The sequence below is a fragment of the Pseudomonas sp. 3B-A001-10F genome, assembly GCF_056313565.1.
Window position 1 is genome coordinate 59038 of the sequence record NZ_JBQYFW010000013.1, and the last position, 26566, is coordinate 85603.

29 protein-coding genes are annotated in these 26566 nt (G+C 57.8%); 11 read left to right on the forward strand and 18 right to left on the reverse strand.

Annotated features, from left to right (window positions below; translation table 11 throughout):
- Positions 1–19 precede the first annotated feature (19 nt).
- The 4 genes from glpD to AC0ZWN_RS14350 all read right to left on the reverse strand — a co-directional run bounded on the left by glpD (position 20) and on the right by AC0ZWN_RS14350 (position 5125).
- Positions 20–1558: a glycerol-3-phosphate dehydrogenase gene (gene glpD / locus AC0ZWN_RS14335; RefSeq protein WP_093430587.1), complete on the reverse strand. Its 1539-nt coding sequence runs from the start codon at positions 1556–1558 to the stop codon at positions 20–22.
- 284 nt (positions 1559–1842) lie between these two features.
- On the reverse strand, positions 1843–2598 hold the full coding sequence (locus tag AC0ZWN_RS14340) for a DeoR/GlpR family transcriptional regulator (RefSeq protein ID WP_007916700.1): 756 nt from the start codon (positions 2596–2598) through the stop codon (positions 1843–1845).
- A gap of 95 nt (positions 2599–2693) precedes the next feature.
- Entirely contained in the window at positions 2694–4196 is a 1503-nt protein-coding gene (gene glpK / locus AC0ZWN_RS14345) for a glycerol kinase GlpK (RefSeq protein ID WP_093430586.1), read from the reverse strand.
- A gap of 77 nt (positions 4197–4273) precedes the next feature.
- Positions 4274–5125, reverse strand: coding sequence for an MIP/aquaporin family protein (locus AC0ZWN_RS14350; RefSeq protein ID WP_064118990.1), 852 nt, complete (start codon positions 5123–5125; stop codon positions 4274–4276).
- A 362-nt stretch (positions 5126–5487) separates the two neighbouring features.
- Between AC0ZWN_RS14350 and ybaK the strand changes: the two genes are divergently transcribed.
- Together ybaK and AC0ZWN_RS14360 are read left to right on the forward strand one after the other, a co-directional pair.
- Positions 5488–5958, forward strand: coding sequence for a Cys-tRNA(Pro) deacylase (ybaK, locus tag AC0ZWN_RS14355; RefSeq protein WP_476335488.1), 471 nt, complete (start codon positions 5488–5490; stop codon positions 5956–5958).
- A gap of 95 nt (positions 5959–6053) precedes the next feature.
- Complete coding sequence (locus tag AC0ZWN_RS14360; RefSeq protein ID WP_476335489.1) at positions 6054–6836, forward strand: PhzF family phenazine biosynthesis protein; 783 nt, start codon at positions 6054–6056, stop codon at positions 6834–6836.
- 78 nt (positions 6837–6914) lie between these two features.
- Here the strand turns inward: AC0ZWN_RS14360 and AC0ZWN_RS14365 are convergent, their stop codons facing one another.
- A complete protein-coding gene (locus tag AC0ZWN_RS14365) occupies positions 6915–8024 on the reverse strand; it encodes an ABC transporter ATP-binding protein (protein ID WP_476335490.1) in 1110 nt (369 codons plus the stop codon).
- Positions 8021–8941 carry an ornithine carbamoyltransferase gene (gene argF / locus AC0ZWN_RS14370; RefSeq protein WP_093430582.1) on the reverse strand — a complete coding sequence of 307 codons (921 nt, stop codon included), beginning with the start codon at positions 8939–8941 and terminating at the stop codon, positions 8021–8023. The genes AC0ZWN_RS14365 and argF overlap by 4 nt, the downstream gene beginning before the upstream one ends.
- 403 nt (positions 8942–9344) lie before the next feature.
- Between argF and AC0ZWN_RS14375 the strand changes: the two genes are divergently transcribed.
- The 3 genes from AC0ZWN_RS14375 to grxD all read left to right on the forward strand — a co-directional run bounded on the left by AC0ZWN_RS14375 (position 9345) and on the right by grxD (position 12314).
- A complete protein-coding gene (locus AC0ZWN_RS14375) occupies positions 9345–9635 on the forward strand; it encodes a hypothetical protein (protein ID WP_016986650.1) in 291 nt (96 codons plus the stop codon).
- Positions 9636–9769: 134 nt separating this feature from the next.
- Positions 9770–11875, forward strand: a complete 2106-nt coding sequence (locus AC0ZWN_RS14380; protein ID WP_476335492.1) for a molybdopterin oxidoreductase family protein — start codon at positions 9770–9772, stop codon at positions 11873–11875.
- A 97-nt stretch (positions 11876–11972) separates the two neighbouring features.
- Complete coding sequence (gene grxD, locus AC0ZWN_RS14385; RefSeq protein ID WP_016773402.1) at positions 11973–12314, forward strand: Grx4 family monothiol glutaredoxin; 342 nt, start codon at positions 11973–11975, stop codon at positions 12312–12314.
- Positions 12315–12501: 187 nt separating this feature from the next.
- Here grxD and bfr read toward each other — a convergent pair whose 3' ends face one another.
- On the reverse strand, positions 12502–12975 hold the full coding sequence (gene bfr, locus AC0ZWN_RS14390) for a bacterioferritin (RefSeq protein WP_007916671.1): 474 nt from the start codon (positions 12973–12975) through the stop codon (positions 12502–12504).
- A 201-nt stretch (positions 12976–13176) separates the two neighbouring features.
- Entirely contained in the window at positions 13177–13395 is a 219-nt protein-coding gene (locus AC0ZWN_RS14395; RefSeq protein ID WP_093430580.1) for a bacterioferritin-associated ferredoxin, read from the reverse strand.
- Positions 13396–13709: 314 nt separating this feature from the next.
- On the opposite strand from AC0ZWN_RS14395, the gene AC0ZWN_RS14400 reads away from it, so the two are divergent.
- The 3 genes from AC0ZWN_RS14400 to AC0ZWN_RS14410 all read left to right on the forward strand — a co-directional run bounded on the left by AC0ZWN_RS14400 (position 13710) and on the right by AC0ZWN_RS14410 (position 15415).
- Entirely contained in the window at positions 13710–14312 is a 603-nt protein-coding gene (locus AC0ZWN_RS14400) for a peroxiredoxin (RefSeq protein WP_003227723.1), read from the forward strand.
- Positions 14313–14529: 217 nt separating this feature from the next.
- A complete protein-coding gene (locus tag AC0ZWN_RS14405; protein WP_093430579.1) occupies positions 14530–15000 on the forward strand; it encodes a Panacea domain-containing protein in 471 nt (156 codons plus the stop codon).
- Position 15001: 1 nt separating this feature from the next.
- Entirely contained in the window at positions 15002–15415 is a 414-nt protein-coding gene (locus tag AC0ZWN_RS14410; protein ID WP_476335493.1) for a hypothetical protein, read from the forward strand.
- Between the two features lie 63 nt (positions 15416–15478).
- On the opposite strand, the gene rnt is transcribed toward AC0ZWN_RS14410, so the two are convergent.
- The gene (gene rnt / locus AC0ZWN_RS14415; protein ID WP_007916667.1) at positions 15479–16156 is read right to left on the reverse strand and encodes a ribonuclease T; all 678 of its coding nucleotides are present in this window, start codon (positions 16154–16156) and stop codon (positions 15479–15481) included.
- Positions 16153–17199, reverse strand: a complete 1047-nt coding sequence (pyrC, locus tag AC0ZWN_RS14420) for a dihydroorotase (RefSeq protein ID WP_476335494.1) — start codon at positions 17197–17199, stop codon at positions 16153–16155. The genes rnt and pyrC overlap by 4 nt, the downstream gene beginning before the upstream one ends.
- 160 nt (positions 17200–17359) lie before the next feature.
- On the opposite strand from pyrC, the gene AC0ZWN_RS14425 reads away from it, so the two are divergent.
- Both AC0ZWN_RS14425 and AC0ZWN_RS14430 read left to right on the forward strand, forming a co-directional pair.
- Positions 17360–18268 carry a flagellar protein MotY gene (locus AC0ZWN_RS14425; protein ID WP_186622884.1) on the forward strand — a complete coding sequence of 303 codons (909 nt, stop codon included), beginning with the start codon at positions 17360–17362 and terminating at the stop codon, positions 18266–18268.
- 129 nt (positions 18269–18397) lie between these two features.
- A complete protein-coding gene (locus AC0ZWN_RS14430) occupies positions 18398–19615 on the forward strand; it encodes an argininosuccinate synthase (protein WP_007916658.1) in 1218 nt (405 codons plus the stop codon).
- Between the two features lie 133 nt (positions 19616–19748).
- Here the strand turns inward: AC0ZWN_RS14430 and AC0ZWN_RS14435 are convergent, their stop codons facing one another.
- Positions 19749–20465: a hypothetical protein gene (locus tag AC0ZWN_RS14435; protein ID WP_476335495.1), complete on the reverse strand. Its 717-nt coding sequence runs from the start codon at positions 20463–20465 to the stop codon at positions 19749–19751.
- A gap of 511 nt (positions 20466–20976) precedes the next feature.
- On the opposite strand from AC0ZWN_RS14435, the gene AC0ZWN_RS14440 reads away from it, so the two are divergent.
- Positions 20977–21603 carry a response regulator transcription factor gene (locus AC0ZWN_RS14440; RefSeq protein WP_064119001.1) on the forward strand — a complete coding sequence of 209 codons (627 nt, stop codon included), beginning with the start codon at positions 20977–20979 and terminating at the stop codon, positions 21601–21603.
- 89 nt (positions 21604–21692) lie between these two features.
- Here the strand turns inward: AC0ZWN_RS14440 and AC0ZWN_RS14445 are convergent, their stop codons facing one another.
- From AC0ZWN_RS14445 to AC0ZWN_RS14475, 7 genes are all read right to left on the reverse strand, one after another.
- Positions 21693–21869, reverse strand: coding sequence for a PA3496 family putative envelope integrity protein (locus AC0ZWN_RS14445; RefSeq protein ID WP_093430574.1), 177 nt, complete (start codon positions 21867–21869; stop codon positions 21693–21695).
- Between the two features lie 106 nt (positions 21870–21975).
- Complete coding sequence (nth, locus tag AC0ZWN_RS14450) at positions 21976–22614, reverse strand: endonuclease III (RefSeq protein WP_008079405.1); 639 nt, start codon at positions 22612–22614, stop codon at positions 21976–21978.
- A complete protein-coding gene (locus tag AC0ZWN_RS14455) occupies positions 22611–23192 on the reverse strand; it encodes an Rnf-Nqr domain containing protein (protein ID WP_476335497.1) in 582 nt (193 codons plus the stop codon). Before AC0ZWN_RS14455 ends, nth begins: the two co-directional genes overlap by 4 nt.
- A complete protein-coding gene (locus AC0ZWN_RS14460; RefSeq protein ID WP_476335498.1) occupies positions 23189–23794 on the reverse strand; it encodes an RnfABCDGE type electron transport complex subunit G in 606 nt (201 codons plus the stop codon). The genes AC0ZWN_RS14455 and AC0ZWN_RS14460 overlap by 4 nt, the downstream gene beginning before the upstream one ends.
- The gene (locus tag AC0ZWN_RS14465; RefSeq protein ID WP_476335499.1) at positions 23791–24774 is read right to left on the reverse strand and encodes an RnfABCDGE type electron transport complex subunit D; all 984 of its coding nucleotides are present in this window, start codon (positions 24772–24774) and stop codon (positions 23791–23793) included. Before AC0ZWN_RS14465 ends, AC0ZWN_RS14460 begins: the two co-directional genes overlap by 4 nt.
- The gene (gene rsxB / locus AC0ZWN_RS14470; RefSeq protein ID WP_476335500.1) at positions 24761–25969 is read right to left on the reverse strand and encodes an electron transport complex subunit RsxB; all 1209 of its coding nucleotides are present in this window, start codon (positions 25967–25969) and stop codon (positions 24761–24763) included. Before rsxB ends, AC0ZWN_RS14465 begins: the two co-directional genes overlap by 14 nt.
- Complete coding sequence (locus AC0ZWN_RS14475) at positions 25966–26535, reverse strand: electron transport complex protein RnfA (protein ID WP_476335501.1); 570 nt, start codon at positions 26533–26535, stop codon at positions 25966–25968. Before AC0ZWN_RS14475 ends, rsxB begins: the two co-directional genes overlap by 4 nt.
- Positions 26536–26566: the final 31 nt, after the last annotated feature.

The window sequence follows — 26566 nt, forward strand, 5'->3', positions numbered from 1 at the left end:
CGTTTAAGCGATGTTCACATCACGCCGCTTCGATCTTGCTACGGTTCTGCTCAACCTTACCCAGATACGCCGCAAGCTTCTCCTGCTCGGCCGGAGTGGTAAACAGCCCCAGCTTGCTACGACGCCACAGAATGTCATGCGCCGTGGTTGCCCACTCTTCGCTGCACAGGTAATCGACTTCGCGGGTGTAGAGCCCGCCGCCGATGTGTTCGCCCATGTCCGCGAGGCTTTCCACACCTTCAAGCATGCGCCAGGTCCGGCTGCCGTAGGTGGTGGCCCAGCGGCGGGCGATCTCGGTCGGTACGAAGTCGAACTTGTCGCGGATCTGCGCGCACAAGGCTTGCGGGGTGGTCATGTCCTCGCCGCCAGGCAGGGTAGCGGTGGCGGTCCAGCTCGGGCGCATCTGGGTGAAGAACGGCATCAACTGCGCCATCGCCGACTCGGCGAGCTTGCGGTAGGTGGTCAGCTTGCCGCCGAACACCGACAACAGCGGTGCCTCTTCAGTGCTGCCCGACAAGGCCAGGGTGTAATCACGGGTGACGGCCGACGGGTTGTCGGATTCGTCGTTGCACAGTGGGCGTACGCCCGAGTAGCTGTGCTGGATGTCGTCACGGCTGATCTGCTGCTTGAAGTGGGCGTTGACCACTTTCAACAGGTAGTCGGTTTCGGCGTCGGTGATTGCCACTTTCGCCGGATCGCCGGTGTACTCACGATCGGTGGTGCCGATCAGGGTGAAGTGGTTCAAGTACGGAATGGTGAAGACGATGCGCTGATCTTCGTTTTGCAGAATGTGCGCGTGATCGCCTTCATACAACTTCGGCACGATGATGTGGCTGCCCTGGATCAAACGGATGCCGTACGGCGATTCCATCTTCAGGTCGTCACGAATGAACTTGGCAACCCACGGGCCGGCGGCGTTCACCAGCGCTTTGGCGGTGATCGAAAACAGACTGCCGTCGGCACGTTCCAGATGCAGGTGCCACAGACCTTTGGTGCGACGGGCGCTGACGCACCGGGTCTGGGTGTGCACGTGAGCGCCTTTTTCGCGGGCGGCCATGGCGTTCAAGACAACGAGGCGGGCGTCATCGACCCAGCAGTCGGAGTATTCGAAGCCTTTCTTGATTTCGCTTTTCAGTGCGCTGTCGGCACCAAACTTGAGGCTTTTCGAACCTGGCAGTTTTTCGCGCTTGCCGAGGTTGTCATACAGGAACAGGCCAGCGCGGATCATCCATGCCGGGCGCAGGTGTGGACGGTGCGGCAACACGAAGCGCATCGGTTTGACGATATGCGGCGCCTTGGCCAGCAACACTTCGCGCTCAGCCAGCGCTTCACGCACCAGACGGAATTCGTAATGTTCGAGGTAGCGCAGGCCGCCGTGGATCAGCTTGCTGCTGGCCGACGAGGTGTGGCTGGCCAGATCGTCTTTTTCGCAAAGGAACACCGAAAGCCCGCGACCGGCGGCATCCGCTGCGATCCCCACGCCATTGATCCCGCCGCCAATGACGGCGATGTCGTAGATCTCGGAGATTGGGGGCGTACGCAAGGTAGAGGTGGACATCGGCTGGCCTCGGGTTCTTTTGATTTTCTATATTGGAAATCGAACATGAATGTTCATTTGCGAAAATGGTAGCCCATAAACACCCGCGCAGCCAGTCACGTTCGATTGAAAAAACTCATCGAAGGGCAGGGAAAGGAAAATTTTCGAACATTTACGGGCAGATCGTTCCCATGCGCAGCAAAGGAATGCATCCATCGACGCTCTTCGTCGGCTTTGAGGTGGGACGCAGAGCGTCCCGGGCTGCATTCCCACGCGGAGCGTGGGAACGAGTAATCTTGCGGGAGTTAAACGACTTCCAGGCGAATCTTGTGCTGACTCAACAACTGCGCCAGCGCCGGCACCGGCTGCTGATCGGTTACAAGGCAATCAATCAGACTGATCGGCCCCAACCGAATCATCGCGTTACGCCCGAACTTGCTGGAGTCCGCCGCCAGAATCACCTGCCGCGCATTGGCAATGATCGCCTGCGACACCCGCACTTCCTGATAATCGAAATCCAGCAAGCTGCCGTCTTCATCAATACCGCTGATCCCGACCAGGGCGAAATCAACTTTGAACTGATTGATGAAATCCACGCTCGCCTGACCGACCACGCCGCCATCACGGCGCACATTGCCGCCGGTCAGCAGCACATCGAAATCATCCTTGGCACTGAGCATCGACGCCACATGCAGGTTGTTGGTGATGATCTTCAGATGATTGTGGTTGAGCAGGGCGCGGGCAATCGATTCGGTGGTGGTGCCGATGTTGATGAACAGCGAGGCGTGATCGGGGATCTGGGCGGCGATGGCTTCACCGATGCGTTGTTTTTCATCGCGCATCTGGTCGGCGCGCATCGCATAGGCAGTGTTTTCGACGCTGGAATCGTAGGCTGCGCCGCCATGGTAGCGACGCAACAGATTGGCTTCCGCGAGCTGATTGATGTCGCGGCGGATGGTTTGCGGGGTAACAACGAACAGCGTGGCCATTTCCTCGATGCTCACATAGCCGCGTTCGCGGACCAGCTCGAGGATTTGCTGCTGACGGGGAGGCAGATTCATGGGGCTTCCTTTGGGCTGCCGTGCAAAATTTGCCCATGATGCCGCAGGAATCCGCTCCCGACCAGTTAGATGCCTATCTGGATCTGAAGGTTGGCTTATTCAGCGTCTTCACGCGCCCAGTCACGGGTGCGGCTGACGGCTTTTTTCCAGCCTTTGTACAGCTTCTCTTTCTCGGTTTCGTCCAGGCTCGGTTCAAACTCACGCTCGATCACCGCTTTACCGCGCAGTTCGTCCAGGCTGCCCCAGAAACCGCACGCCAGACCGGCCAGATACGCGGCGCCAAGTGCCGTGGTTTCGCGCATTTGCGGACGCTCGACCTGCGTGCCGAGGATGTCGGCCTGGAACTGCATGAGGAAGTTGTTCGCCACCGCGCCGCCGTCCACGCGCAGGGCTTTGAGGCGTTCGCCGGAGTCTTGCTGCATGGCGTCGAGCACGTCGCGAGTCTGGTAAGCAATCGACTCCAGTGCGGCGCGGATGATGTGATCCACGCGCACGCCGCGAGTCAGGCCGAACAGCGCGCCACGGGCATATGGGTCCCAGTACGGCGCGCCCAGACCGGTGAAGGCCGGCACCAGGTACACGCCGTTGCTGTCCTTCACTTTATTGGCGAAGTATTCGGTGTCGTGGGCGTCGTTGATGATTTTCAGTTCATCGCGCAGCCACTGCACGGTCGAACCGCCGTTGAACACCGCGCCTTCCAGCGCATAAGCCACTTCGCCACGCGGGCCGCAAGCGATGGTGGTGAGCATGCCGTGCTGGGATTTCACCGCTTTGTCGCCGGTGTTCATCAGCAGGAAGCAGCCGGTGCCGTAGGTGTTTTTCGCCTGACCCGGCTCCACGCACATCTGCCCGAACAACGCGGCTTGCTGGTCACCGGCGATACCGCCGATGGCAATGCCGCTCTTGGTGCGACCGTAGATTTCCGAAGAAGCCTTCACTTCCGGAAGCATCTCGCGCGGGATGTCGAGGATTTCCAGCATCTTCGAATCCCATTCCAGCGAATGGATATTGAAGAGCATGGTGCGCGAGGCGTTGGTGTAGTCGGTGACATGCACCTTGCCGCCGGTGAATTTCCAGATCAGCCAGCTATCGACGGTGCCGAACAACAGTTCGCCGTTGCGCGCTCGTTCGCGGCTGCCTTCGACGTTGTCGAGGATCCACTTCAGTTTGGTGCCGGAGAAGTATGGGTCGGTGACCAGACCGGTGTTGTCGCGGATGTAGTCTTCGTGGCCATCGCGCTTGAGCTGCTGGCAGATCTCGGTGCTGCGGCGGCACTGCCAGACGATGGCGTTGTACACCGGCCGGCCGGTGGTCTTGTCCCAGACCACGGTGGTTTCACGCTGGTTGGTGATGCCGATGGCAGCCACCTGATCGTGATGCAGGCCAGCCTGGGCCAGGGCTTCAACCATCACCGCGCTCTGGGTGGCGAAGATTTCCATCGGGTCGTGTTCAACCCAGCCGGCTTGCGGGTAATGCTGGGCGAATTCGCGCTGCGCGGTGCAGACCACGTTCGCGTCGCGGTCGAAAATGATCGCGCGGGAGCTGGTCGTACCCTGATCGAGGGCAATGATGTAGTTCTTATTCTGAATGTCGGTCATGTCGATTGCCTTGGACGAAATAAGGGAGAGTGGGCCGTGGCGCAGGCTCTATAGGGCAGGAGCCGGCGCCGACTGTTTCAAGAAGTTCTTGGTTTGCCGTCAATGGCCGGTTCTGCATCCTTTGTAGCAGGTGTGGCGCCGGTCAGGTGACGGGCGATGAGCCCGCGATACCCGGCAGCGCCGAGGCAGGCACCGACAATCGGTGCAAAAATCGGAATCAGGAAATACGGAATATCACGGCCGCCAGTGAAGGAAATTTCACCCCAGCCGGCGAAGAAAGTCATCAGTTTCGGACCGAAGTCACGCGCCGGGTTCATGGCGAAACCGGTCAACGGCCCCATCGAACTGCCGATAACGGCAATCAGCAAGCCGATCAGCAGCGGCGCCAGCGGGCCTTTCGGCAGGCCGTTGTTGTCATCGGTCAGGGACATGATCACGCCCATCAGGATCGCCGTGATGATCATCTCGACCAGGAATGCCTGGGCGGTGGACAGCACCGGGTTCGGGAAGGTCGAGAACACCGAGGCCAACTCAAGGCTGGCGGTCGAGCCACGGACCATTTGGTGAGTTTGTTCGTAATCGAAGAAAAGATTGCTGTACAGCGTGTAAACCAGCAGCGCGCCGCAGAAGGCGCCGGCGATCTGGGCAAGAATATAGAACGGCAGTTTGCGCTTTTCGAAGTCGGCGAAGATTGCCAGGGCGATGCTCACGGCCGGGTTCAGGTGCGCGCCGGAAACTCCGGCGGTGAGGTAGATCGCCATGCTCACGCCGACGCCCCAGATGATGCTGATTTCCCACAGGCCGAAGCTGGCACCCGCGACTTTGAGCGCGGCGACACAGCCGGTGCCGAAAAAGATCAGAAGAGCAGTACCCAGAAACTCGGCCATGCATTGGCTCGAGAGCGATGGTTGCTGTAAAGCAGTTGTCATTGAAAACCTCGTTTTTGTTGTTGTCTGGCGCGTTTGCCAACAGGGCAAGGCGCGATTTTCCCCGAGTAGGAATCCCCATTCCGTTCCCGGTTTACTGCTGAGTGCCGCTGTGACGACAATTCTTACATTATTCAGATTCGAAAAAATATAGACAAGAAACAAACCTGTCAAAGGTCGAAAGTGAACCGTCGGTCACAATAAAACTATTCGCTGGGTGAATGATCCTTTGTGGCCCAGGTGCGACAACGTGCGCTGAATGTCTGCGAGCCGCGGGAATCGAGGCTTGGGATAGAGCCTTTTGAAGGCTGATCACCTAGAATCCGGCGGAGGTTTTTTTTGCCATTGCCGAGCCTGGAGCTGCCATGACCCCTGCGTTGGACTTGTTGAAAAAAGTTCGTGCCGAACATCGCGTGCACAGTTACGAACATGACCCGAAGGCCGCGTCCTATGGCCTTGAGGCCGCAGAAAAGCTGGCACTTGAACCGGCACAGGTGTTTAAAACCCTGCTCGCGGCCAGTGAAAAAGGCGAGTTGCTGGTGGCGGTGGTGCCGGTCGTCGGAAGCCTCGACCTCAAAGGTCTTGCCCATGCCGCTGGCGTAAAAAAAGTCGAGATGGCTGACCCGGCAGCCGCTCAGCGCTCCACCGGGTATCTGTTGGGCGGCATCAGCCCGTTGGGGCAGAAGAAGCGCCTGCGTACCTTTATCGACAACTCGGCTCTGGGTTTTGCGACTATTTATGTCAGCGCCGGTCGGCGTGGCCTGGAAGTGGAACTGGCGCCCGCGGTGCTCGCCGAACACACCCAGGCCAAATTTGCCGACATCGGCCGTCCTTAGTCATTAATGCTGTATGCAAAAAATTGACGGGTTCTGTCACTGGCGCTGATCACAGCGTGGCAGCATCCTCTGTCGACTGGCTCAGGGAGAAAGTTATGCAGCTCGAGTTTCATCAGGTCGACGCGTTCAGTGATCGGCCGTTCAGTGGTAATCCGGCGATGGTTTATCGGCTGGAGACGTGGCTCGCGGATGAGCTGATGCAGAAGATCGCCGCCGAACACAATCTGGCGGAAACTGCGTTTCTGGTGCGCGAAGGTCAGGCCTGGCATATCCGCTGGTTTACCCCGACCACTGAAGTGCCGTTGTGCGGGCACGCCACGTTGGCCAGTGCTTATGTGCTGTTCGAGATCTACAAGGAGAGCGCCGAGCGTATCGACTTTACCAGCCAGTCCGGGCCGTTGAGTGTCAGCCGTGAAGAGGGCCGTTTGTGGCTGGACTTCCCGTCGATCGTGCCCTCGGAAATTGGCGTGACGCTGGATGTCGAGCGAGCGCTGGGGGTCGAGGCGGTGGATGTGCTCGGCTCCAACGAACTGTTTGTGGTGCTGGAGTCGGAGCAGGCGGTGCTCGATTGCAAACCGGACATGGTGGCGTTGGCCAAGCTGCCGTGGCTGGGAGCTATTGTCACGGCGCGGGGCAATCAGCACGACTTTGTCTCGCGCTATTTCGCACCGGCGATTGGCATCAATGAAGATCCGGTGACCGGATCGACACATTGCAGCCTGATTCCGTATTGGTCGAAGCGACTGGGCAAATCGAGCCTGACGGCGCATCAGCGTTCGGCGCGGGGTGGGGAGTTGTTCTGTCGGCTGGAAGGTGAGCGGGTGAAGATTGGCGGCAATGCAACGCTGGTTGCCAGTGGAACCCTGATCCTCGGTTAATAGCTAAAAGATCGCAGCCTTCGGCAGCTCCTACATTGATCTCTGTAGGAGCTGCCGAAGGCTGCGATCTTTTGATCTTTAAAGCGCGGTGCTGTAACGGCGGACGCCGTTTTCCACTGCCGGGATCTGTGCGGCGGTGCTGCCCGATGCCTGGAACAGTACGAGGTGTTCGGCGGCAACACGAATTCCCACTTCCGCGCCAACCTGATGATCGGCATGGCTAGGGAAGATCGATTCCAGCTGCGCACCCGTCGGCAGTTGCAGGCGATACAGCGTCGAAGCGCCAAGGAACGTCTTGCCGACAATCCGCGCTTTCAACCCACTGTCCGGGGCATAAACAATGTCATCGGGACGTAGCAACACATCCACCGCGCCGCCAATCGGCCACGTGTATGCCCGGTTGCCGCGCAGTTCACCCAGTTCGGTCTGCACCGATTCCGGGCTGCCGAGCTGACCACGAATGAAGTAACCCTGACCGATGAAGCTGGCCACATAAGGCGTTGCCGGTTCGTGATACAGGTTGTATGGCGTGTCCCACTGCTCCAGTCGACCTTCCTTGAACACGCCAACGTGATCGCTGACCGCGAAGGCCTCTTCCTGGTCGTGGGTCACCAGAATTGCGCTGGTGCCACGGAGTTTGAGGATATCGCGCACTTCATGGCTGAGCTTGCGCCGCAGTTCGCCATCGAGGTTGGAAAACGGCTCATCGAGCAGCAGCAACTGCGGCTCCGGCGCCAAGGCGCGGGCGAGGGCGACGCGCTGTTGCTGGCCGCCGGACAGCTCGTGCGGGAAGCGCTTGCCGAGGTTTTTCAGGTTGACCAGTTCGAGCAGCTCTTCGGTGACGCGTTCCTTGTTCGGGTGCTTGCGAATGCCAAAGGCAATGTTGTCGGCGACGCTCAGGTGCGGGAACAGTGCGTAGTCCTGGAACACCATGCCGATCCGGCGTTTTTCCGGGGCGAGGGTGAAGCCGGCGCTGGAAATGGTTTCGCCACCGAGGGTGATTTCCCCTTCGTGCACTGGCTCGAATCCGGCAATGGCACGCAGGGTGGTGGTCTTGCCGCAGCCAGACGAGCCGAGCAGGCAGCCGATGTCACCGGCGTTGAGGTGCAGATTGAGGTTCTGCACCACACGTTGATCTTGATAGCCGCAAGCGAGGTTGCGCAGGTTCAGCAGTAATTCATGGCTCATGCGTGGTGATATGCCGGTTCAACGAGGAACTCGAGCAGGGCCTTCTGTGCGTGGAGACGGTTTTCTGCCTGATCCCAAGCGACGGAGCGCGGGTCATCAAGCAGGTCGAGGCTGATTTCTTCGCCACGGTGCGCCGGCAGGCAATGCATGAACAGCACGTCCTCGGCAGCGAGGTCGAGCAGGGCGCGGTTGACCTGAAACGGCGCGAACAGCTTGAGGCGCTTGGCAGTTTCCTCTTCCTGACCCATCGAAGTCCAGACGTCGGTGCTCACCAGATGCGCGCCGCGCACGGCGTCTTGCGGGTCGCGGACGATGGTCACGCGATCGCCAGCTCTGGCGACGAATTCAGGATTTGGCTCGTAGCCTTCCGGGCAGGCAACGCGCAACTGGAAGTCGAACTGGATCGCCGCTTCTATATAGCTGTTGCACATGTTGTTGCCGTCGCCGATCCAGGCGACCGTTTTGCCCTGGATCGAGCCACGGTGTTCAAGAAACGTCTGCATGTCGGCCAGCAACTGGCACGGGTGCAGGTCATCGGACAGGCCGTTGATCACTGGCACGCGCGAGTTGGCGGCAAATTCGGTCAGGGTGCTGTGGGCAAAGGTACGGATCATCACCGCATCGAGCATGCTCGACATGACGATGGCGCAGTCGCCGATCGGCTCGCCACGGCCCAGTTGGGTATCGCGCGGCGACAGGAAGATTGCCTGGCCGCCGAGCTGGATCATGCCGGCCTCGAACGAGATCCGGGTACGGGTCGAGGATTTTTCGAAGATCATCCCCAGCACGCGGTTTTTCAGAGGCTCGAACAGTACGCCGCGGTTACGCAGGTCCTTGAGCTCAACGCCTCGACGGATCACGCTGACCAGCTCTTCGGGCGTGCAATCCATCAGGGAGAGAAAGTGCCTTGCGCTCATCATTGACTACCTTTTGCTACAAACCGCAGATGCTCAAAGCCTTGTTTAACGGAACAACGGGCGAGACCTGCGGCGTAAGCCGCACGGGGCGACGAAATAGGGGAGGGCGCGATATTGACACTAAATGTCGCGTTTTTCCAATAGGCTACGGTTTTTGCGGGATTCGGAGGGCGCACTGAATGTTGCAGTCGCGCATTTGAAGCCGGGTTCAGGACAGCAGCGAGCCTCTTTGTACACTGGCCTTACAGGGCTTGGCAATGCGGCGTGGCGGGGATCGCGTCGCTTGGGTCGGTTTACGACCGTGGCGCCATGCCATCACTTGGTCGGATGCTCAGGCTGAAACATTTGCTAAAGCAAAGTGCTGGGTTATAAATAAGTTTCGAGCGACGCAGGAAGCCTCCGCATGGAATCGAAAGAAAAACTGTTAATGGAACTGCTGGGCCACACGGCTCGCTCACTGACCCATCTCACCGCCTCAGTCACTTCAATGTCATTCGAACTGCTGCGCAGCGAAGACGAAGTGGTGAAGAGCGCCGGTCGCCACATGATCGATCGCATGGCGACCATCAGTGCCGGGCTCGACGAACACTGGCGATTGATCGGCGAGCTCACCGGCGTACATGTCGCCCACGAGCAGATTGAAACCATTCAGGAGATTCAGCTGGCCGCACCGCCTCAGCTGCCGTCGAACTGATCATGGCGGTTTATCGGCTCGCCTGATAACCGCCGATTCACAGGACGAACGTCGCTGGCGCAGGATCGGCGCCGGGGCCATAGTTTTGTTCCCGCGGGCGTGAATGCCTGCCCAGAACAAGACAGAGACTGGCCATGACCAAGACTCTCCATCACCGTGCCTGCCATCTGTGTGAAGCCATTTGCGGGCTGACCATCGAAACCACCGAAACCGATGGCAACATCGCGATCACTTCAATCAAGGGTGACGCGCTCGACACGTTTAGTCGTGGACACATCTGCCCCAAGGCTGTGGCCCTGCAAGACATCCAGAACGATCCTGATCGCCTGCGCCAGCCAATGCGCCGTGTGGGCAGTGAATGGCTACCGATAGAGTGGGACGAGGCTTTTGCGCTGGTGGCCGAGAAGCTGGCGGCCATCCAGGAGCGTCATGGCCAGAACGCCGTGGCGGTCTATCAAGGCAACCCGAGCGTGCATAACTACGGGCTGATGACCCACAGCAATTATTTCCTGGGGTTGCTGAAGACGCGCAATCGCTACTCGGCGACCTCGGTCGATCAGTTGCCGCATCACCTGAGCAGTTATCTGATGTACGGCCATGGGTTGCTGTTGCCGATTCCAGATATCGATCACACCGACTTCATGCTGATTCTCGGCGGTAATCCGCTGGCGTCCAACGGCAGCATCATGACCGTGCCGGATGTCGAGAAGCGTTTGAAAGCGATTCAGGCGCGCGGCGGCAAAGTGGTGGTTGTCGATCCACGGCGCAGCGAGACGGCGGCCATGGCTGATCAGCATTTGTTCGTGCGTCCGGGGGGCGATGCAGCGTTGTTGTTTGGTGTGCTGAACACCCTGTTTAGCGAAGGCTTGACCAGCGAAAGTCATTTGCCGGTCGATGGACTGGATGACGTGCGCGCCGCTGTCGCTGCGTTTACCGCTGAAGCCATGAGCCCGTTGTGTGCGGTTCCTGCCGAGCAGATCCGCCAACTGGCCCGGGATTTCGCCGCCGCGCCGAGTGCCGTGTGCTACGGACGCATGGGCGTTTCGACGCAGGTCTTCGGCACCTTGTGTCACTGGGTGGTGCAATTGATCAACCTGGTCACCGGTAATCTTGATCGCGTCGGCGGTGCACTGTGCACTGAGCCCGCAGTGGATCTGGTGGCGTCGACTTCGGGCGGGCATTTCAACAAATGGCAGAGTCGCGTTTCCGGGCGTCCCGAGTACGGCGGCGAGCTACCGGTCTCGGCCCTGGCCGAAGAGATGCTTACCGAAGGTGAGGGCCAGATTCGTGCGCTGATCACCGTCGCTGGCAACCCGGTGTTGTCGACGCCGAACGGGCGGCAACTGGAGCAGGCGCTGGATGGCCTGGAGTTCATGGTCAGCGTCGACCTGTACATCAACGAAACCACGCGCTATGCCGACCTGATTCTGCCGTCGACCTCGGCGCTGGAAAACGATCACTACGACACGACGTTCAACCTGTTCGCGGTGCGCAACGTCACCCGCTTCAATCGCGCGATCCTCGCCAAACCCGAGGGCGCCTTGCATGACTGGGAGATCTTCGTGGGCCTGGCCAAGGCCTTTGCCGAGAAGACTGGCAAGGAACTGAAACCGACCATGCCACCGGCGAAGATGATCGACATGGGCCTGCGCATGGGCCTGTACGGTGACGCGTCCGAGCAAAAGCTTTCGTTGTCAACGTTGTTCGATCATCCCCACGGGATTGATCTGGGCGCGTTGAAGCCGAACCTGGCTGCGCGCCTGAAAACGCCGAATCAGCGCGTGCAGGCTGCTCCGCCAGAGATCCTTGCTGACCTCGCACGCTTTGCCGCATTGCAGGCGCCGGCCGCCGATGAGCTGTTGATGATTGGCCGCCGTCATGTGCGCAGCAATAACTCGTGGATGCACAACTATCACCGTCTGGTGAAGGGCAAGCCGCGCCATCAACTGCTGATGCATCCGGATGACCTCGCCAGCCGTGGGCTTAACGATGGTCAGTTGGTGCGCGTCAGTTCGCGGGTGGGGCAGATCGAGGTCGAGGTGCTCGGCAGTCTGGACATGATGAAAGGCGTGGTCAGCCTGCCGCATGGTTGGGGACATGCGCGGCCGGGCGTGCAAATGGCGATTGCCAGCAGTCAGCCTGGGTCGAGCGCAAACGATCTGACCGATGAATGCCAGCTAGATGAACTGTCTGGTAACGCCGCACTTAATGGTGTGCCGGTGACGGTGGCGGCGGCCTGAATGTGAGCGTCGGGGAGACCGAGCATGGCGCTCGGGATTCCGTTACAATGCGTCACCGTGCCGACCCATGAGTCGGAAAGTTCAGCCGAGGTGCTCCATGGATATCATCGAAACGATTAAAGAGCAGATTGCCAACAACACCATTCTGCTTTATATGAAAGGCTCGCCGAATGCCCCACAGTGTGGCTTCTCTGCGAAAGCTGCGCAGGCTGTGATGGCTTGTGGCGAAAAGTTTGCGTACGTGGACATCCTGCAGAACCCGGAAATCCGCGCCAACCTGCCGAAGTACGCCAACTGGCCGACTTTCCCGCAACTGTGGGTCGGCGGTGAACTGGTCGGCGGTAGTGACATCATGACCGAGATGGCTGCAGACGGTTCGCTGCAAAGCACCATCAAGGCGGCTGTTGAAGCGGCAGCGGCGAACAAGTCCGAAGCCTGATCGGCCAGGTTTCATGCGACAGCTGCTGCTTGTGTAGGAGCTGTCGAGTGAAACGAGGCTGCGATCTTTTGATCTTCAGCCAATAAAAAGCCCCGCCACTCGAAAGAGGGCGGGGCTTTTTAGTGCGTTCGAAAAGTTACTGCAAGTTGCCGGTGCAATCTGAAAAGATCGCAGCCTTCGGCAGCTCCTACTCTTCGCCCATCTGCGACTGCAGATAGTTCTCAAGACCGACTTTGTCGATCAGGCCCAGTTGGGTTTCCAGCCAGTCGATATGTTCTTCTTCGGATTCGAGAATGTCTTCGAGCAGTTCACGGCTGCCGAAATCGCCAACGGTTTCGCAATGGGCGATTGCGGTCTTCAGGTCAGCATGACCGGTCTTTTCGATACGCAGGTCGCACTCCAGCATTTCCTTGGTGTGCTCGCCGATGTGCAGCTTGCCCAGGTCCTGCACGTTCGGCAGGCCTTCGAGGAACAGGATGCGCTTGATCAGCTTGTCCGCGTGTTTCATCTCGTCGATGGATTCTTTGTATTCGTGCTTGCCGAGCTTGTTCAGGCCCCAATCTTCATACATGCGTGCATGCAGGAAGTACTGATTGATCGCGACCAGCTCATTGGCAAGGATCTTGTTGAGATGCTGGATGACTGTAATGTCGCCTTTCATGATCGGAGTCCTGCCCTGTATTAGCTGTATATACGGCGGAGTTTGAGCTTCGTACTTATAAGTGTCAAACCTAAGTTATTGAATAATATATGAAAATTAATCGGAATAAGAATGTTTGTGTTCCGCGTCTGGGTGCTAAGCAGTTGATTTACAGGCATAAAAAAACCGGACATGAGTCCGGTTCTTTGAAATGGGGGGCAATCAAGCGGCGGTAAATTCTACGGGGTAGGGGATCGCAGCCTGAGCGGTTTGCAGCTTGGTCAGGGTTTCGCGAACGACTTCCTTGGCAAGGCACGCGCATTTGCCGCATTGGCTGGCGACGCCGGTGGCCTGGCGGACTTCTTTATAGCTGCAGCAACCTTCATAGATCGCATCGCGGATCTGTCCGTCGGTGACGCCAGTGCAGAGACAAACATACATAAGTGAGAACCGTCGCTGGTTGTGACTCAATTGCGATGGATCTTAATGTTAACGAGAATGATTGTCAAAGTGCTTTCGGAAGGCTTTTGCTGATTCCCAGCCGTGACTGACGAACGGTATTTGCTGGCGTTTTGCCTGGCCCCGTAAATGCAGCGCCGTTCTGCGCCTGCTTTGAAAAACCGTTAAGGACAGGCCAAATTCGCAGTGTATGATGGTCGGCCCTTGCGAAGGGGGTTCGTGTCACAGGGCTGTCGCCTGAGGGTGGCAGGCTGGCGCGGACCCTGAACTTCAAGTTTTTACACCAGGAGATATCAATGAGCGTACTCGTAGGCAAACAAGCCCCTGACTTCACCGTCCCGGCCGTACTCGGCAATGGCGAGATCGTTGACAGCTTCACCCTGTCCTCGGCCATCAAAGGCAAATACGGCCTGGTGTTCTTCTACCCACTGGACTTCACCTTCGTCTGCCCGTCCGAGCTGATCGCTCTGGACAACCGCATGGCCGACTTCAAGGCTCGCAATGTTGAAGTGATCGCTGTGTCGATCGACTCGCACTTCACTCACAACGCATGGCGCAACACCCCAGTAAACAATGGCGGCATCGGCCAGGTGAAATACACCATGGCTGCCGACATGAAGCACGACATCGCCAAGGCTTACGACGTTGAATCCGAAGGCGGCGTGGCTTTCCGTGGCGCGTTCCTGATCGACGACAAAGGCGTTGTCCGTTCGCAGATCATCAACGACCTGCCGCTGGGCCGTAACATGGAAGAGCTGATCCGTCTGGTCGACGCTTTGCAATTCCACGAAGAGCACGGCGAAGTCTGCCCTGCCAACTGGAAAAAAGGCGACAAAGGCATGAACGCTTCGCCAGAAGGCGTTGCGGCTTACCTGACCGAGAACGCTGCAGCCCTGTAAGGCGCAACGTCGAGGTACAAAAAAACCGGCCCACGTGGCCGGTTTTTTTATGCGGAGAATTAATTGAAACAGCCTCTCGGCATCATTTGTTTCAAATGTTCGGAAAAAATACTGGATGAGTGAACAGTGGCTGGATAGGGTTGTGCTCGAGCGATAACGGGGTACGAAGGCGACTGCCTTGTCCTGAATCGCGCTTCACTTCAGTAAGGATGGTGCAATGGATTGCATGATGCAGAAGGGGATTCAAATGCCGAGTAGCTTGGACGTTGCGGATTATTTCCTCTGCCTGGAAGGGCATGAGGGCGAGATATCCAATCTCAAGATTCAAAAAATGGTTTATTACGCTCAAGGGTTCAGTCTGGCCGTCCTTGGTGAGGCTCTCTTCCCTGAAAAGCTGGAGGCGTGGATGCACGGGCCGGTGGTTCCGGATCTGTATCGAAGATTCAGCCAATTTGGATCGAGTGCCATTCCTCCTCCAAGTGATTTCAATCCAGATCTTTTCAGTGCCAAACAACAAAGTCTGCTCAACGAAGTATTCGACGTTTATGGCCAGTTTTCGGCGTGGAAACTACGTCAGTTGACGCATGAAGAAGCCCCTTGGCGTAGAAACTTCAAGGAAGGGGAGTTCAGCCGAGAAATTCCCGCCTGTGAGATGGAGGAGTATTTCCGGGAGCATTTGGTGAACTGAAATGGCCAAGTTCAAACGCAGGGAACGCGATGCGGCAATTACAGTAACGGCACGGACGTCCACCATCGAAATAGATTCATCGGAAGCGCGACCTCCGGTTTTCTCATTTGAGTATTTGCAGAATGGCGGGTGCATTCAAGATTGCGAGGCCGTCGAACGGTCGAAAATGCTTGAGCGTCTGAGGATTTTGGGAAGAATGCCGTGGAGAGAATTGCGCAGAGAGCATAGGCATCGATATGGCTGTGAAACAATTGAGAGAAACAGTCTGAAAGTGGGAATTCCTGCTTTTTTGACAGGTGATGTCAGATTGCTTGTGTTTCGGGCTTTTGAACGTGTAGCGATGGTGGGATACAAGAGCCATCGGATTTTTTATGTCGTGTGGATTGATCGAGAATTTAAGCTCTATAAGCATTAATCAAAAAAAACCGACCCACGTGGCCGGTTTTTTCATGCGCGGGATTTACCCGACGACCATCAATCAGTCGTCGAAATCTTCCCAGCCGCCCATCTGTTTCCAGCGATTGACGATGCCGCAGAACAGCTCAGCGGTTTTCTCGGTGTCGTATCGCGCCGAGTGCGCCTCACGACCGTCGAAATCGATGTCGGCGGCCTGGCAGGCTTTCGCCAGCACGGTTTGACCGTATGCCAGACCAGCCAGCGTCGCAGTGTCGAAGCTGGAGAACGGGTGGAACGGGTTGCGTTTCATGTCCAGGCGCGCAACGGCTGCGTTCAGGAAGCCAAGATCGAAGCTGCTGTTGTGCCCGACCAGAATCGCGCGCTTGCAGCCATTGGCCTTCAGCGCCTTGCGAATGCCACGGAAGATGTCGGTCAGCGCGGTTTCTTCGCTGACCGCCATGCGCAGTGGATGGTCCAGCTTGATTCCGGTGAACTCCAGCGCCGCTGCTTCGATGTTGGCGCCTTCGAACGGCTCAACGCGGAAGAAGTAGGTGTGATCCGGGTATACAAAACCCTTTTCATCCATGGCGATGGTGGTCGCGGCAATCTCCAGCAACGCATCGGTGGCCGAGTTGAAGCCGCCGGTTTCTACGTCAACGACAACCGGCAGGTAGCCGCGAAAGCGTGCTGCCATCGGGTGACGGGAACCGCCACCACCACTTTGACCGTCCAGTTCGTCGTCGAAATGGTCTTCACTCACGCGTGTTCCTCCAGCAGGCGCCAGCGCAGTTTTTCACCGGCGCGCAGCGGGATAACGGTCAGCTCGCCAAACGGCAGGCTGGTCGGGGCGGTCCATTCTTCACGAACCAGGGTGATGCGATCGGTGTTCGCCGGCAGGCCGTAGAAACGCGGGCCGTTGAGGCTGGCGAAGGCTTCGAGTTTGTCCAGCGCATTACGCTGTTCGAAGGCTTCGGCGTACATCTCGATGGCGGCGTACGCGGTGTAGCAGCCGGCACAGCCGCAAGCGGCTTCCTTGGCGTGCTGGGCGTGCGGCGCCGAGTCGGTGCCGAGGAAGAACTTCGCGCTGCCACTGGTGGCGGCGTCGAGCAGGGCTTCCTGGTGCGTATTGCGCTTGAGGATCGGCAGGCAATAGAAGTGCGGCCGAATCCCGCCCACCAGCATGTGGTTGCGGTTGTACAGCAGGTGATGCGCGGTGATGGTCGCGCTTACGTTGGCCGAAGCCTCGTTGACGAACTGCACGGCGTCACCGGTGGTGATGTGTTCAAACACCACTTTCAGCGTCGGGAAGCGCTCGACCACGCGGCGCATGTGCTCGTCGATGAAGATCTTTTCGCGGTCGAACACATCGACGTCGCCACGGGTGACTTCACCGTGGATCAGCAACGGCATGCCGACTTCGGCCATGGCTTCCAGTGCCGGGAAGATCTTGTCGATGCTGGTTACCCCGGAATCGGAGTTGGTGGTCGCGCCGGCCGGGTACAGCTTGGCTGCGTGCACAAAACCACTGGCCTTGGCTTCACGAATTTCTTCGGGCTGGGTGCGGTCGGTGAGGTACAGCACCATCAGCGGTTCGAAGCGACTGCCGGCCGGGCGGGCAGCAAGAATCCGCTGGCGATAGCCGTCGGCTTCAGCGGCGTTGCGCACCGGTGGTACCAGGTTGGGCATGATGATGGCGCGGCCAAAAGTGCGCGCAACATCGGCAACGGTATTGGTCAACACGGCACCATCGCGAAGATGAATGTGCCAGTCGTCGGGACGCAGCAGGGTCAGGCGGTCGGACATGAGGGGATTCCAGGCGGGTCAAACTGAGGCGAATGCTACCGGAAAAGACTCTTGCAGGCACTCGCTATCAAGTTTTGCCGGAACCTTCCGATATCCCGTAGGTATGCCGTAAACATAGTGTGAATCGGTCTTTGTGTTTCAGAAGCCAATGGAGCCTCCCGTGCGCCAGCGTTATTTAGCCTTGCTCAGTGTGTTTGCCAGCCTTCCGGCGATGGCGCTCACGTACCAGACCCGTCTGGAGAACATTGAGTGGACGGTCGCCGGCGACAAGTTCGAATGTCGTCTGACCCAACCGATCACTGATTTCGGCTCGGGTGAGTTCGTGCGCAAGGCCGGCGAGCAGGCGATATTCCGTCTGAACGCCTACAACGCCATGCTCGGCGGCGGCTCTGCAACGTTGCTGGCAGCGGCTGCGCCTTGGCAGCCGGGCCGTGGTGACATCAATCTGGGTTCTGTAAGGCTCGGCAGCGGCAACGTCTTGTTCAGCAGTTCGCAGTCCCAGGCCGGCGGTTTGATCAGCGGCCTGCTGGACGGGCGCAGCCCGGTCGTACGGCGTGCTTCAGGCGATGGCCGTGTCTCTGAAGTACGCCTGTTGCCGGTCAAGTTCAGCAAAGCCTTCAACGATTACCAGACATGTGTGGCGAAATTGCTACCGCAGAATTTCGACCAGATCAAACAGTCGCAGATCGGCTTCCCCGGCGAAGGCGTTGACCTGGATCCTGCCGCTAAAGCCAAGCTGCAAGTGATGCTCGAATACATGAAGGCCGATCCGACGGTCAATCACATCGAACTCGACGGCCATTCCGACAACAGCGGTAATCGCCTGACCAACCGTGAACTGTCGCGCCGCCGCGCGCTGGCGGTGGTCGACTTCTTCAAGGCCAACGGCATTCAGGAATCGCAGATCACCGTGCGTTTCCATGGCGAGCAATATCCCATTGTGCCGAACACCAACGCGGCCAATCGCGCGAAGAACCGTCGGGTCAATGTCAAACTGGCGCGCGTGGCGCCGGTCGCGGCTCCGGCACCGCAAGCGAGCACGCCAGCCAATACTGCGGCGACTTCCTGACTCGCCGGTCATCGTCGCGCTCTCGACAGATTCTGTCGCTTTGTCGTCTTAAGCTGTCGCGCCTCTGTAAATTATCGCGTTTGGGCGGTAGACTCCTCGGCTTTCCGTAGAACCCCGTGGAGTGATGGCATGGCGGACGTAAACAAGGTCGTTCTGGCGTATTCCGGCGGCCTGGACACTTCGGTGATCCTCAAGTGGCTGCAGGATACTTATAACTGTGAAGTGGTGACCTTCACCGCTGATCTCGGTCAAGGCGAAGAGGTCGAGCCGGCCCGCGCCAAGGCTCAGGCCATGGGCGTCAAAGAAATCTACATCGACGACCTGCGCGAAGAGTTCGTGCGTGATTTCGTGTTCCCGATGTTCCGCGCCAACACCGTTTACGAAGGCGAGTACCTGCTGGGTACTTCCATCGCGCGTCCGCTGATCGCCAAACGTCTGATCGAAATCGCCAACGAAACCGGCGCTGACGCCATTTCCCATGGCGCCACCGGCAAGGGTAACGACCAGGTGCGTTTCGAACTGGGTGCCTACGCGCTCAAGCCAGGCGTGAAAGTGATCGCGCCTTGGCGCGAGTGGGACCTGCTGTCCCGCGAGAAGCTGATGGACTACGCCGAGAAGCACGCGATCCCGATCGAGCGTCACGGCAAGAAGAAGTCCCCGTACTCGATGGACGCCAACCTGCTGCACATCTCATATGAAGGCGGCGTGCTGGAAGACACCTGGACCGAGCACGAAGAAGACATGTGGAAATGGACCGTCTCCCCGGAGAACGCTCCTGACAAAGCGCAATACCTGGAACTGACCTACCGCAACGGCGACATCGTTGCACTGGACGGCGTCGAAATGACTCCGGCCACCGTGCTGGCGACGCTGAACAAGATCGGTGGCGCTCACGGTATCGGCCGTCTCGACATTGTCGAAAACCGTTACGTTGGCATGAAGTCCCGTGGCTGCTACGAAACCCCGGGCGGCACCATCATGCTGCGCGCTCACCGCGCCATCGAATCGATCACCCTGGACCGCGAAGTCGCTCACCTCAAAGACGAGCTGATGCCGAAATACGCCAGCCTGATCTACACCGGTTACTGGTGGAGCCCAGAGCGTCTGATGCTGCAGCAGATGATCGACGCTTCGCAGGTCAACGTGAACGGCGTTGTGCGCCTGAAGTTGTACAAAGGCAACGTGATCGTTACCGGCCGCAAGTCCGACGATTCGCTGTTCGATTCCAACATCGCGACCTTCGAAGAAGACGGCGGTGCTTACAACCAGGCTGATGCCGCGGGCTTCATCAAGCTCAACGCGCTGCGCATGCGCATTGCTGCCAACAAGGGCCGCAAGCTGTTCTAAGCGTTCTGGTCTGAAGCGTAATGAAAAGGGCGGCCTTGTCATCGAGACATGGCCGCCCTTTTTGCATGATTGTTTGTTTGCGTCTGATTGAAGCCTGTTCCTGATCTTGGCATCTGTGGCTACGACTCATCTTTCATGCCCGTCCCAGCAGCGTTACCGCCTGTGCGCAAAGGTTATAAACAATACAAATCGTTTTGCCTGAGCCTTTCCTGACGTGCCTGATCTTCAGCAATGAATGCTGCGTCAGTAAAACATCCGATACATGATTGGAAAGAAACACCACCACCCGGGGAGTTTTCCGGTCCAGGTTCCGGATGTTTTCCAGAATCGTGGCTAACTCTCTCGATGCATCGACACCCCGAACGTCGATGAGGTGCAGGTCACTGACCCACGCGGGCAACTGAATGTTGTGCTGAACAATCAGGTTCGGTTTCGAGTTGATGGCCGATGGCGGGTCAGGCGCGTTGTGGACTTTGCACGCGTCCTTGCATTCGGTTGGGCCTGACTCGCTGGGCACGATACAACTTGATAGTCCAAATGCCCCTTGCGTGGCTGGCGCCAAGGGCGGTGTATTTCGTTTGTTCTCGCGATCGTTGTTATCGATTACTTTAAGAAAGTTTTTGTCCTTGCCGAAGTCCGAGGGTGAGTAGAGGGAACGGTAGTTAAAGTTTAAAGTTATAAAAAATAGAAACAGCAAGTAGAACGGAAAGCTGATCAGAAACCATACGTAGATCTCTCTGTCCTTGTTGTCTAGAAAAGGCAGCGAAATGGCGGCTGATGTTTCCGAAATAGCTGCAAATATGGCAATTACCGTCATTGGGTTAGTGATTTTGTTTTTTATTTTCAACATGCTTGTACTCTTGTGTTTGATCTGTCTCGTTAGTGGTAAGTATGTGTGGATTGAGTAGCTTGGTAATCGGCTTTCAAATACTTGTATTTATAGCAAAAGTATTGTGTTAGGTATAAATATCTTGTTTCAAGTGTTTATAGCGGGTTTGAAGTAGTGAGGTGGGTGTGTCGGCTGTTGCATTGTGTTTCGGGTTGATAATCAAAGTTCTCGGCCGAGCGCAGATTTGCACGTGTCATGGCCGTTCGGGCATAGTGAAACTCAGCGACAAGGCATGACTTCTGTGTCGTTAGTCGTAGTCTGTAACAAGTTAGAAGCGAAATATTTCCGTGAGTGGAGGAGGGAGTAACGTCGGATGTTTACTGGGGGTAGCGGCTTTTTGTAGGAATAGTCCGCAATGACTGTAGGGTATGTCTCTCGATGCAGGTGCGTGTTAACACTGGCATGCCATAGAGCAAGTGACTGGGCTATTGTGCGTGTTCTAAAAATTCGAACAGCGAAACTGGACTTGCCCATGAATAAAGTGCTGATCGTGGATGATCACCCTGTCATTCGTCTTGCGGTACGTATGCTGATGGAACGTCATGGCTACGAAGTCATCGCAGAAACTGATAACGGTGTGGATGCGTTACAACTTGCTCGAGAACAAATGCCGGATATTGTCATTCTGGATATTGGAATACCAAAGCTTGATGGTCTGGAAGTTATCGCGCGCCTGACTACGACGGCCATGCCTATTAAAGTTCTGGTGTTGACCTCCCAGGCTCCCGGGCACTTTTCAATGCGCTGCATGCAGTCGGGAGCGGCCGGCTATGTCTGTAAACAACAGGACCTGACCGAGTTGCTCAGTGCGATCAAGGCGGTATTGTCGGGCTATAGTTATTTTCCCAATCAGGCTTTGCATACAGTCCGCACCAGTCTGGGCAATGCCAGTGAAGCCGACATGGTGGATCGTCTGTCCGGTCGGGAAATGATGGTGTTGCAGCAGTTGGCGCGAGGCAAGACAAACAAGGAAATTGCCGATGGCATGTTTTTGAGCAACAAAACCGTAAGCACCTACAAGACGCGCTTGTTGTTGAAGCTCAATGCGCGATCCCTGGTTGATCTGATCGAGTTGGCGCAGCGTAATGGTCTGGTCTGAATGTATCGATGGCTGACAGGGTGATGGGCCGGTCGAACTCAGCTAGCCGCAGAAAGTGAAAAGCCTCCATTTCGGGAGGCTTTCAAATATCAGTCATCAAAATCGTAATCGGCCAATTGCTTTTGCAGTCGGCGCTCCTCAAGCAGGTTATCGATCGTACGGCGCTTGCTGAGATTGGTCTTGGCGACTTCGACCACAGGTTCGGTGTCCTCAGTTTCCGCAGCGATATCATCATCTACATCAAGTGGCTCTTTGTCGCTACTCATCAGCTAACTCCCGGCTAAGAATGCCTTTGGCGCTCCTTATATCGATATTCCTGCGGCGGGTAAAAAAGATTTTTTCAATCGACTTATCAATTATTCCAATAGCCGGTCAATCGTCCGAAGTTTTGTCCTTGTACTCGCACAGGTCTTCGATCCGGCAACTGCCGCAGCGTGGCTTGCGGGCCAGACACACATAACGGCCATGAAGTATCAGCCAGTGATGGGAGTCGAGAAGGAATTCTTTGGGTACAAACTTCATCAGCTTCTTTTCCACTTCGACCACGTTTTTACCCGGTGCAATGCCGGTGCGGTTGCTGACCCGAAAGATATGGGTGTCGACGGCCATGGTCAGTTGGCGGAAAGCCGTGTTGAGTACGACGTTGGCGGTCTTGCGGCCCACTCCCGGCAGGGCTTCGAGCTCTTCACGGGTTTGCGGGACTTCGCTGCCATGGCGTTCGACCAGTAAGCGGCAGGTTTCGATGACGTTCTTGGCCTTGCTGTTGTAGAGGCCGATCGTCTTGATGTATTCGGATAGCCCCTCGACGCCCAAAGCGTGGATCGCCGCTGGCGTGTTGGCAACCGGGAACAGCTTTGCCGTGGCCTTGTTGACGCCGACGTCTGTCGATTGCGCCGAAAGAATCACCGCGATCAACAACTCGAACGGCGAGGAGTAGGCCAGTTCGGTCTTCGGTTCCGGGTTGTCTTCGTGCAGGCGGCGGAAAATCTCCAGGCGTTTTGCTGCATTCATGAGCGATGTGTTTCCTTGGATATCGAGTTCGGGCGAACTATCGCCTGACGCGCCGCCAGCAGCAGCGCCAACAAAATAAAAGCACCGGGGATCAACGTGATCAGGTGCAGCCCTTCGCCAAATACAACAAGACCAGGCCAGTGTTCGAACAGTCCCCGGCCGAGACTGCCGTGACCGACGAGTTCACGCAGCCCGGCGAGCCCGAGCAGCAATCCGCCGAACATGCCGCAGAGTTTGAGCCGCTCGATCCACGACTGCCGCCAGAACCCGTTGTGCTCCAGCACCACGCATTGCAAGGCGATCAGGCCGACATAGAGTCCGAAGGTTTGCTGCCAGGGCAGAAACCAGCGTTGCGCCAAAAGATCTGCGCAACTGGTGAGGGTCGCGGCGAGCAACACGCTGGCGAGCAACACGCTTTTTTCTGTGAGCCGTGGTCGCAAAGCAGCCATGCACAGGCCATACATGCCTGCGACAGTAACGAACATCAATAATGTCCCCACGCCACCTGCCAGTGAGTCACTGGTGCCAAGCAGCAATGTCAGCATCAAAGTGTTCGAGAGAACTACTGGTCGGTTCATGTTCCGTTTCCCAGCAGCGCGGCCCGATGTTCATCGAAGTAGCGCAGGGCATCATGGATCGCGCTGATGGCTGCGCGCGAGGTGATGGTCGCGCCAGCTATTTGATCAAGTTGTCCCTGATCCTTTTTCAGCGCCCATCCCGCATCTGTCGGCTCCTTGCTCGATGTGCCGATAAACGACTGTAGCCAGGTATTCGGCCAGTCACCCAAGTGCCCGCCTAGTCCTAGCGTTTCGCTTTGTTTAAGGGTTTTTACACCGAGCAATTTGCCGCTGGCATCGATGGCGATCAACAGTTCGATGGCGCCCGCATAACCCTGGGTTTGACTGTGCAGCAAGATCGCAACGGTCTGGCCGCGTTTGGTCGCGCGATAGCCACCCGTCAAGGTGCTATGGCTCAAGTTCAAGTCTGCCAAGGCCAAAGGCTGCTCGAGCGGTTGATTGTCGTAGGCATCGAGTGGAAGCAGATCCAGCAGTTTGCGGCTTTCGATCAAGCGCTGCTCGCTGGCAATTTGCGCTGCAGTACTACGGTATACAACATAAGTCACAGCGACGCCGATGACCGCCAACAGCAGCACAATAGACGCGCTGGCCGTGCGATTCATGGGCGCACCTCTGACTGGCGGCTCGCGGCAAATCGCTCCAGCGCAGGCACGCAAAGATTCATCAGCAGCACTGCGAACGCCACGCCATCCGGGTATCCACCCCAGGTTCGAATCACGTAAGTCAGCAGCCCGACACTGCCTCCGAACAGCAGACGGGCAAGCGCACTCTTAGCGCCAGAGACCGGTTCAGTGATGATAAAGAACGCCCCCAGCATGGTCGCGCCACTGAGCAGGTGAAACAGCGGTGACCCATGCGAGTCCGACCCGGAACCGTTCCAGCACAGCAGACTGATGACAAACAGGCTGACGAGCATGCCCACTGGCGCATGCCAACTGAAAACGCGGCGCTGCAGCAGAAACACCCCACCGGCGAGGAACGCCAGATTCACCCATTCCACACCGTGTCCGCCCCATCGACCGAAGCCTGGATTGCTGGTGAACAGCTCGTCCATGGTCAGGCTTTTATTGATGCGCAGACTGTCCAGTACGGTGGCCTGGACCCAAGCATCCGGCGCCTGACCTGCGCCGAACACTTGTTGAAACGTTGCCGTCAGATCCAGGCCATGAGCCGGCCAATGGGTCATTGGTTGCGGGAACATCACCATGGCCAGGGCAAACCCGAGCATTGCCGGATTGAACGGGTTTTTGCCGACGCCGCCGTACACGTGCTTGCCGAACAGCAGACCCGCAGCCATGGCCGTTACCGTCAGCCACCAGGGGCAATAAGGTGGCAGGGCAGCAGCCAGCAATGTCGCGCTGACCAGCGCGCTGCCGTCGCTCAGCGCTGGCTGCAGGAGCTGTCGACGCAGGTGCAGGACCGCTGCTTCGACAATCAGTGCTGTGGTGGCCGCCAGAGTCAGATTGATCAACACCCCCCAACCGTACAGCCAGAACAGTCCGAGCAGCCCCGGCAAAGCGGCCAGCAGCACCAGCTTCATTGCCTGTTGCAGGCGATTGTCCGGTGCCTCAAGGGGCAACATGATCTTGCACCTGGCGCTCGGCGTCTTGCAGGCGGGCGCGGGCCTTGGCGAGGATTTCGGTGGGCGTGTCGGCGCGCCGTTCGAGTTTGTTGAGGTCGGCGCGGGCATAGGCCAATTCGGTTTTCAACTGGCGAAGCTGGCTGTCGACCGGGCGTTTTTCGACGCGCACCAGGTCAGGCAACGGCTGATCGCTTGTAGCTTCGGCGGCGTGCAGGGCCTGTTCGGCATCGCGCAGTGCTTGTTCCAGCGCGGCGATCTGTTCGGGCGCCGCTTCGGCGGTTTGGGCTTTTTTCAGTTCGGCACGACGCATTGCCAACTGGATTTTTGCCCGTTTCAAGTCGGCATCTTTCGCCGGGGCCGTGACTGCCGGGGCAGGCGGGGCGCTGCTTTCAAGTTTCGCCAAGGCCTGCTCGGCCGCGTCGAACTGCTGCTGCAACACGATCAATTGTGCCTGCTGCTCGAACGTCGGCGGATGACCGAAGGCTTTCAACGATTTGTGCAATTGCGCGCGGCTCATCGCTACATCAATTTTGGCTTTCTTCAGCGCCGCGTCAACGGTGGCGGCTTTCTGCGCACGCACGCGTTCCAATGCTGCCTGCACCGGATCGGTCGCGGTCACTTGAGGCTGCACCGCCCGTTTCGCCCGCGCTTCACGCTCAGCCTGTTTTTGTTGTTCTTCGCGGTGCAAGCGCTCGTTTCGGCGCTCGAAGCGTTGACGCGCGTGATCGCGTTTGGCCGCGCGCGCGCGCTGCTCGTCGAGACTGACGGCGAGGCCGCCCACCACCGGCAACGTGCCCGGCGACAATGGATGCATTTCGATGCAATCCACCGGGCACGGTGCGACACACAGATCGCAACCGGTGCACTCGTCGACGATGACCGTGTGCATCAGTTTCGCCGCGCCGACGATCGCGTCGATCGGGCAGGCCTGAATGCACTTGGTGCAGCCAATGCATTCGGCTTCACGGATAAACGCCACTTGCGGCGGTGCCGAGCCGCGACTGATGTCCAGCTCCAGCACCGGCACTTTCAACAGTTCAGCCAGCGCCGCGATGGTTTCGTCACCGCCCGGCGGGCACTTGTTGATCGGCTCGCCCTCGGCGATGCCTTGTGCGTACGGTTTGCATCCGGGATGACCGCACTTGCCGCATTGGGTCTGCGGCAGGAGGGCATCGATGCGTTGAATCAGACTCATGTTTTGATCAGTCCACTGAATCCGAGAAAAATCACTGCGATCAGTCCGGCGCCGATCAGATCAATCGGCAGGCCACGAAAGGGCAGGGGGATATCGTTGTCGGCCGTGCGCTCGCGCAAATCGCTGAAGAGGCTCAGCACCAGCCAGAAACCCAGCCCGGCGCCAAGACTTAGCGCTATTGCCTGCGGCAGGCCTTGATCGTTTTGCGCGTTGATCAGTGCCAGCCCGAGCACTCCGGCATTGCCCAGCAACAATGGCCATAGCCCGTCGAAAGGCAGACCGTGAAAGCCGCCGGACAACAGTTTCAGCAGCGGTGCGATCAGCAACACACTCAATGGCAGAAACACGAACAGCCGCAGGGCTTCAAGATGAAGCGGCACCAATAGCCAATGCCAGATCCCGTAAGCGGTTACGCCCACAACCAGCATCAGGCACAACGTCGCCAGTCCCAGCGCATGCACCTGGCGACGACTGCCCGCCAGCAGCGGATCGACGCCCAGGGGCCAGTGCAACACGAAGTTGTTAAGCAGCGCAGCACTGATAAGCGTAAGCACGAGTTCGGTCATGGTTCTGCCAGAGAAACGGGCGGCTATCTCA

Excerpts from the sequence above, each read along its gene's own strand:
- glpD (WP_093430587.1), bottom strand. The coding sequence starts at position 1,558 with ATGTCCACCTCTACCTTGCGTACGCCCCCAATCTCCGAGATCTACGAC.
- AC0ZWN_RS14340 (WP_007916700.1), bottom strand. The coding sequence starts at position 2,598 with ATGAATCTGCCTCCCCGTCAGCAGCAAATCCTCGAGCTGGTCCGCGAA.
- glpK (WP_093430586.1), bottom strand. The coding sequence starts at position 4,196 with ATGACCGACATTCAGAATAAGAACTACATCATTGCCCTCGATCAGGGT.
- AC0ZWN_RS14350 (WP_064118990.1), bottom strand. The coding sequence starts at position 5,125 with ATGACAACTGCTTTACAGCAACCATCGCTCTCGAGCCAATGCATGGCC.
- ybaK (WP_476335488.1), top strand. The coding sequence starts at position 5,488 with ATGACCCCTGCGTTGGACTTGTTGAAAAAAGTTCGTGCCGAACATCGC.
- AC0ZWN_RS14360 (WP_476335489.1), top strand. The coding sequence starts at position 6,054 with ATGCAGCTCGAGTTTCATCAGGTCGACGCGTTCAGTGATCGGCCGTTC.
- AC0ZWN_RS14365 (WP_476335490.1), bottom strand. The coding sequence starts at position 8,024 with ATGAGCCATGAATTACTGCTGAACCTGCGCAACCTCGCTTGCGGCTAT.
- argF (WP_093430582.1), bottom strand. The coding sequence starts at position 8,941 with ATGAGCGCAAGGCACTTTCTCTCCCTGATGGATTGCACGCCCGAAGAG.
- AC0ZWN_RS14375 (WP_016986650.1), top strand. The coding sequence starts at position 9,345 with ATGGAATCGAAAGAAAAACTGTTAATGGAACTGCTGGGCCACACGGCT.
- AC0ZWN_RS14380 (WP_476335492.1), top strand. The coding sequence starts at position 9,770 with ATGACCAAGACTCTCCATCACCGTGCCTGCCATCTGTGTGAAGCCATT.
- grxD (WP_016773402.1), top strand. The coding sequence starts at position 11,973 with ATGGATATCATCGAAACGATTAAAGAGCAGATTGCCAACAACACCATT.
- bfr (WP_007916671.1), bottom strand. The coding sequence starts at position 12,975 with ATGAAAGGCGACATTACAGTCATCCAGCATCTCAACAAGATCCTTGCC.
- AC0ZWN_RS14395 (WP_093430580.1), bottom strand. The coding sequence starts at position 13,395 with ATGTATGTTTGTCTCTGCACTGGCGTCACCGACGGACAGATCCGCGAT.
- AC0ZWN_RS14400 (WP_003227723.1), top strand. The coding sequence starts at position 13,710 with ATGAGCGTACTCGTAGGCAAACAAGCCCCTGACTTCACCGTCCCGGCC.
- AC0ZWN_RS14405 (WP_093430579.1), top strand. The coding sequence starts at position 14,530 with ATGGATTGCATGATGCAGAAGGGGATTCAAATGCCGAGTAGCTTGGAC.
- AC0ZWN_RS14410 (WP_476335493.1), top strand. The coding sequence starts at position 15,002 with ATGGCCAAGTTCAAACGCAGGGAACGCGATGCGGCAATTACAGTAACG.
- pyrC (WP_476335494.1), bottom strand. The coding sequence starts at position 17,199 with ATGTCCGACCGCCTGACCCTGCTGCGTCCCGACGACTGGCACATTCAT.
- AC0ZWN_RS14430 (WP_007916658.1), top strand. The coding sequence starts at position 18,398 with ATGGCGGACGTAAACAAGGTCGTTCTGGCGTATTCCGGCGGCCTGGAC.
- AC0ZWN_RS14435 (WP_476335495.1), bottom strand. The coding sequence starts at position 20,465 with ATGTTGAAAATAAAAAACAAAATCACTAACCCAATGACGGTAATTGCC.
- AC0ZWN_RS14440 (WP_064119001.1), top strand. The coding sequence starts at position 20,977 with ATGAATAAAGTGCTGATCGTGGATGATCACCCTGTCATTCGTCTTGCG.
- AC0ZWN_RS14445 (WP_093430574.1), bottom strand. The coding sequence starts at position 21,869 with ATGAGTAGCGACAAAGAGCCACTTGATGTAGATGATGATATCGCTGCG.
- nth (WP_008079405.1), bottom strand. The coding sequence starts at position 22,614 with ATGAATGCAGCAAAACGCCTGGAGATTTTCCGCCGCCTGCACGAAGAC.
- AC0ZWN_RS14455 (WP_476335497.1), bottom strand. The coding sequence starts at position 23,192 with ATGAACCGACCAGTAGTTCTCTCGAACACTTTGATGCTGACATTGCTG.
- AC0ZWN_RS14460 (WP_476335498.1), bottom strand. The coding sequence starts at position 23,794 with ATGAATCGCACGGCCAGCGCGTCTATTGTGCTGCTGTTGGCGGTCATC.
- AC0ZWN_RS14465 (WP_476335499.1), bottom strand. The coding sequence starts at position 24,774 with ATGTTGCCCCTTGAGGCACCGGACAATCGCCTGCAACAGGCAATGAAG.
- rsxB (WP_476335500.1), bottom strand. The coding sequence starts at position 25,969 with ATGAGTCTGATTCAACGCATCGATGCCCTCCTGCCGCAGACCCAATGC.
- AC0ZWN_RS14475 (WP_476335501.1), bottom strand. The coding sequence starts at position 26,535 with ATGACCGAACTCGTGCTTACGCTTATCAGTGCTGCGCTGCTTAACAAC.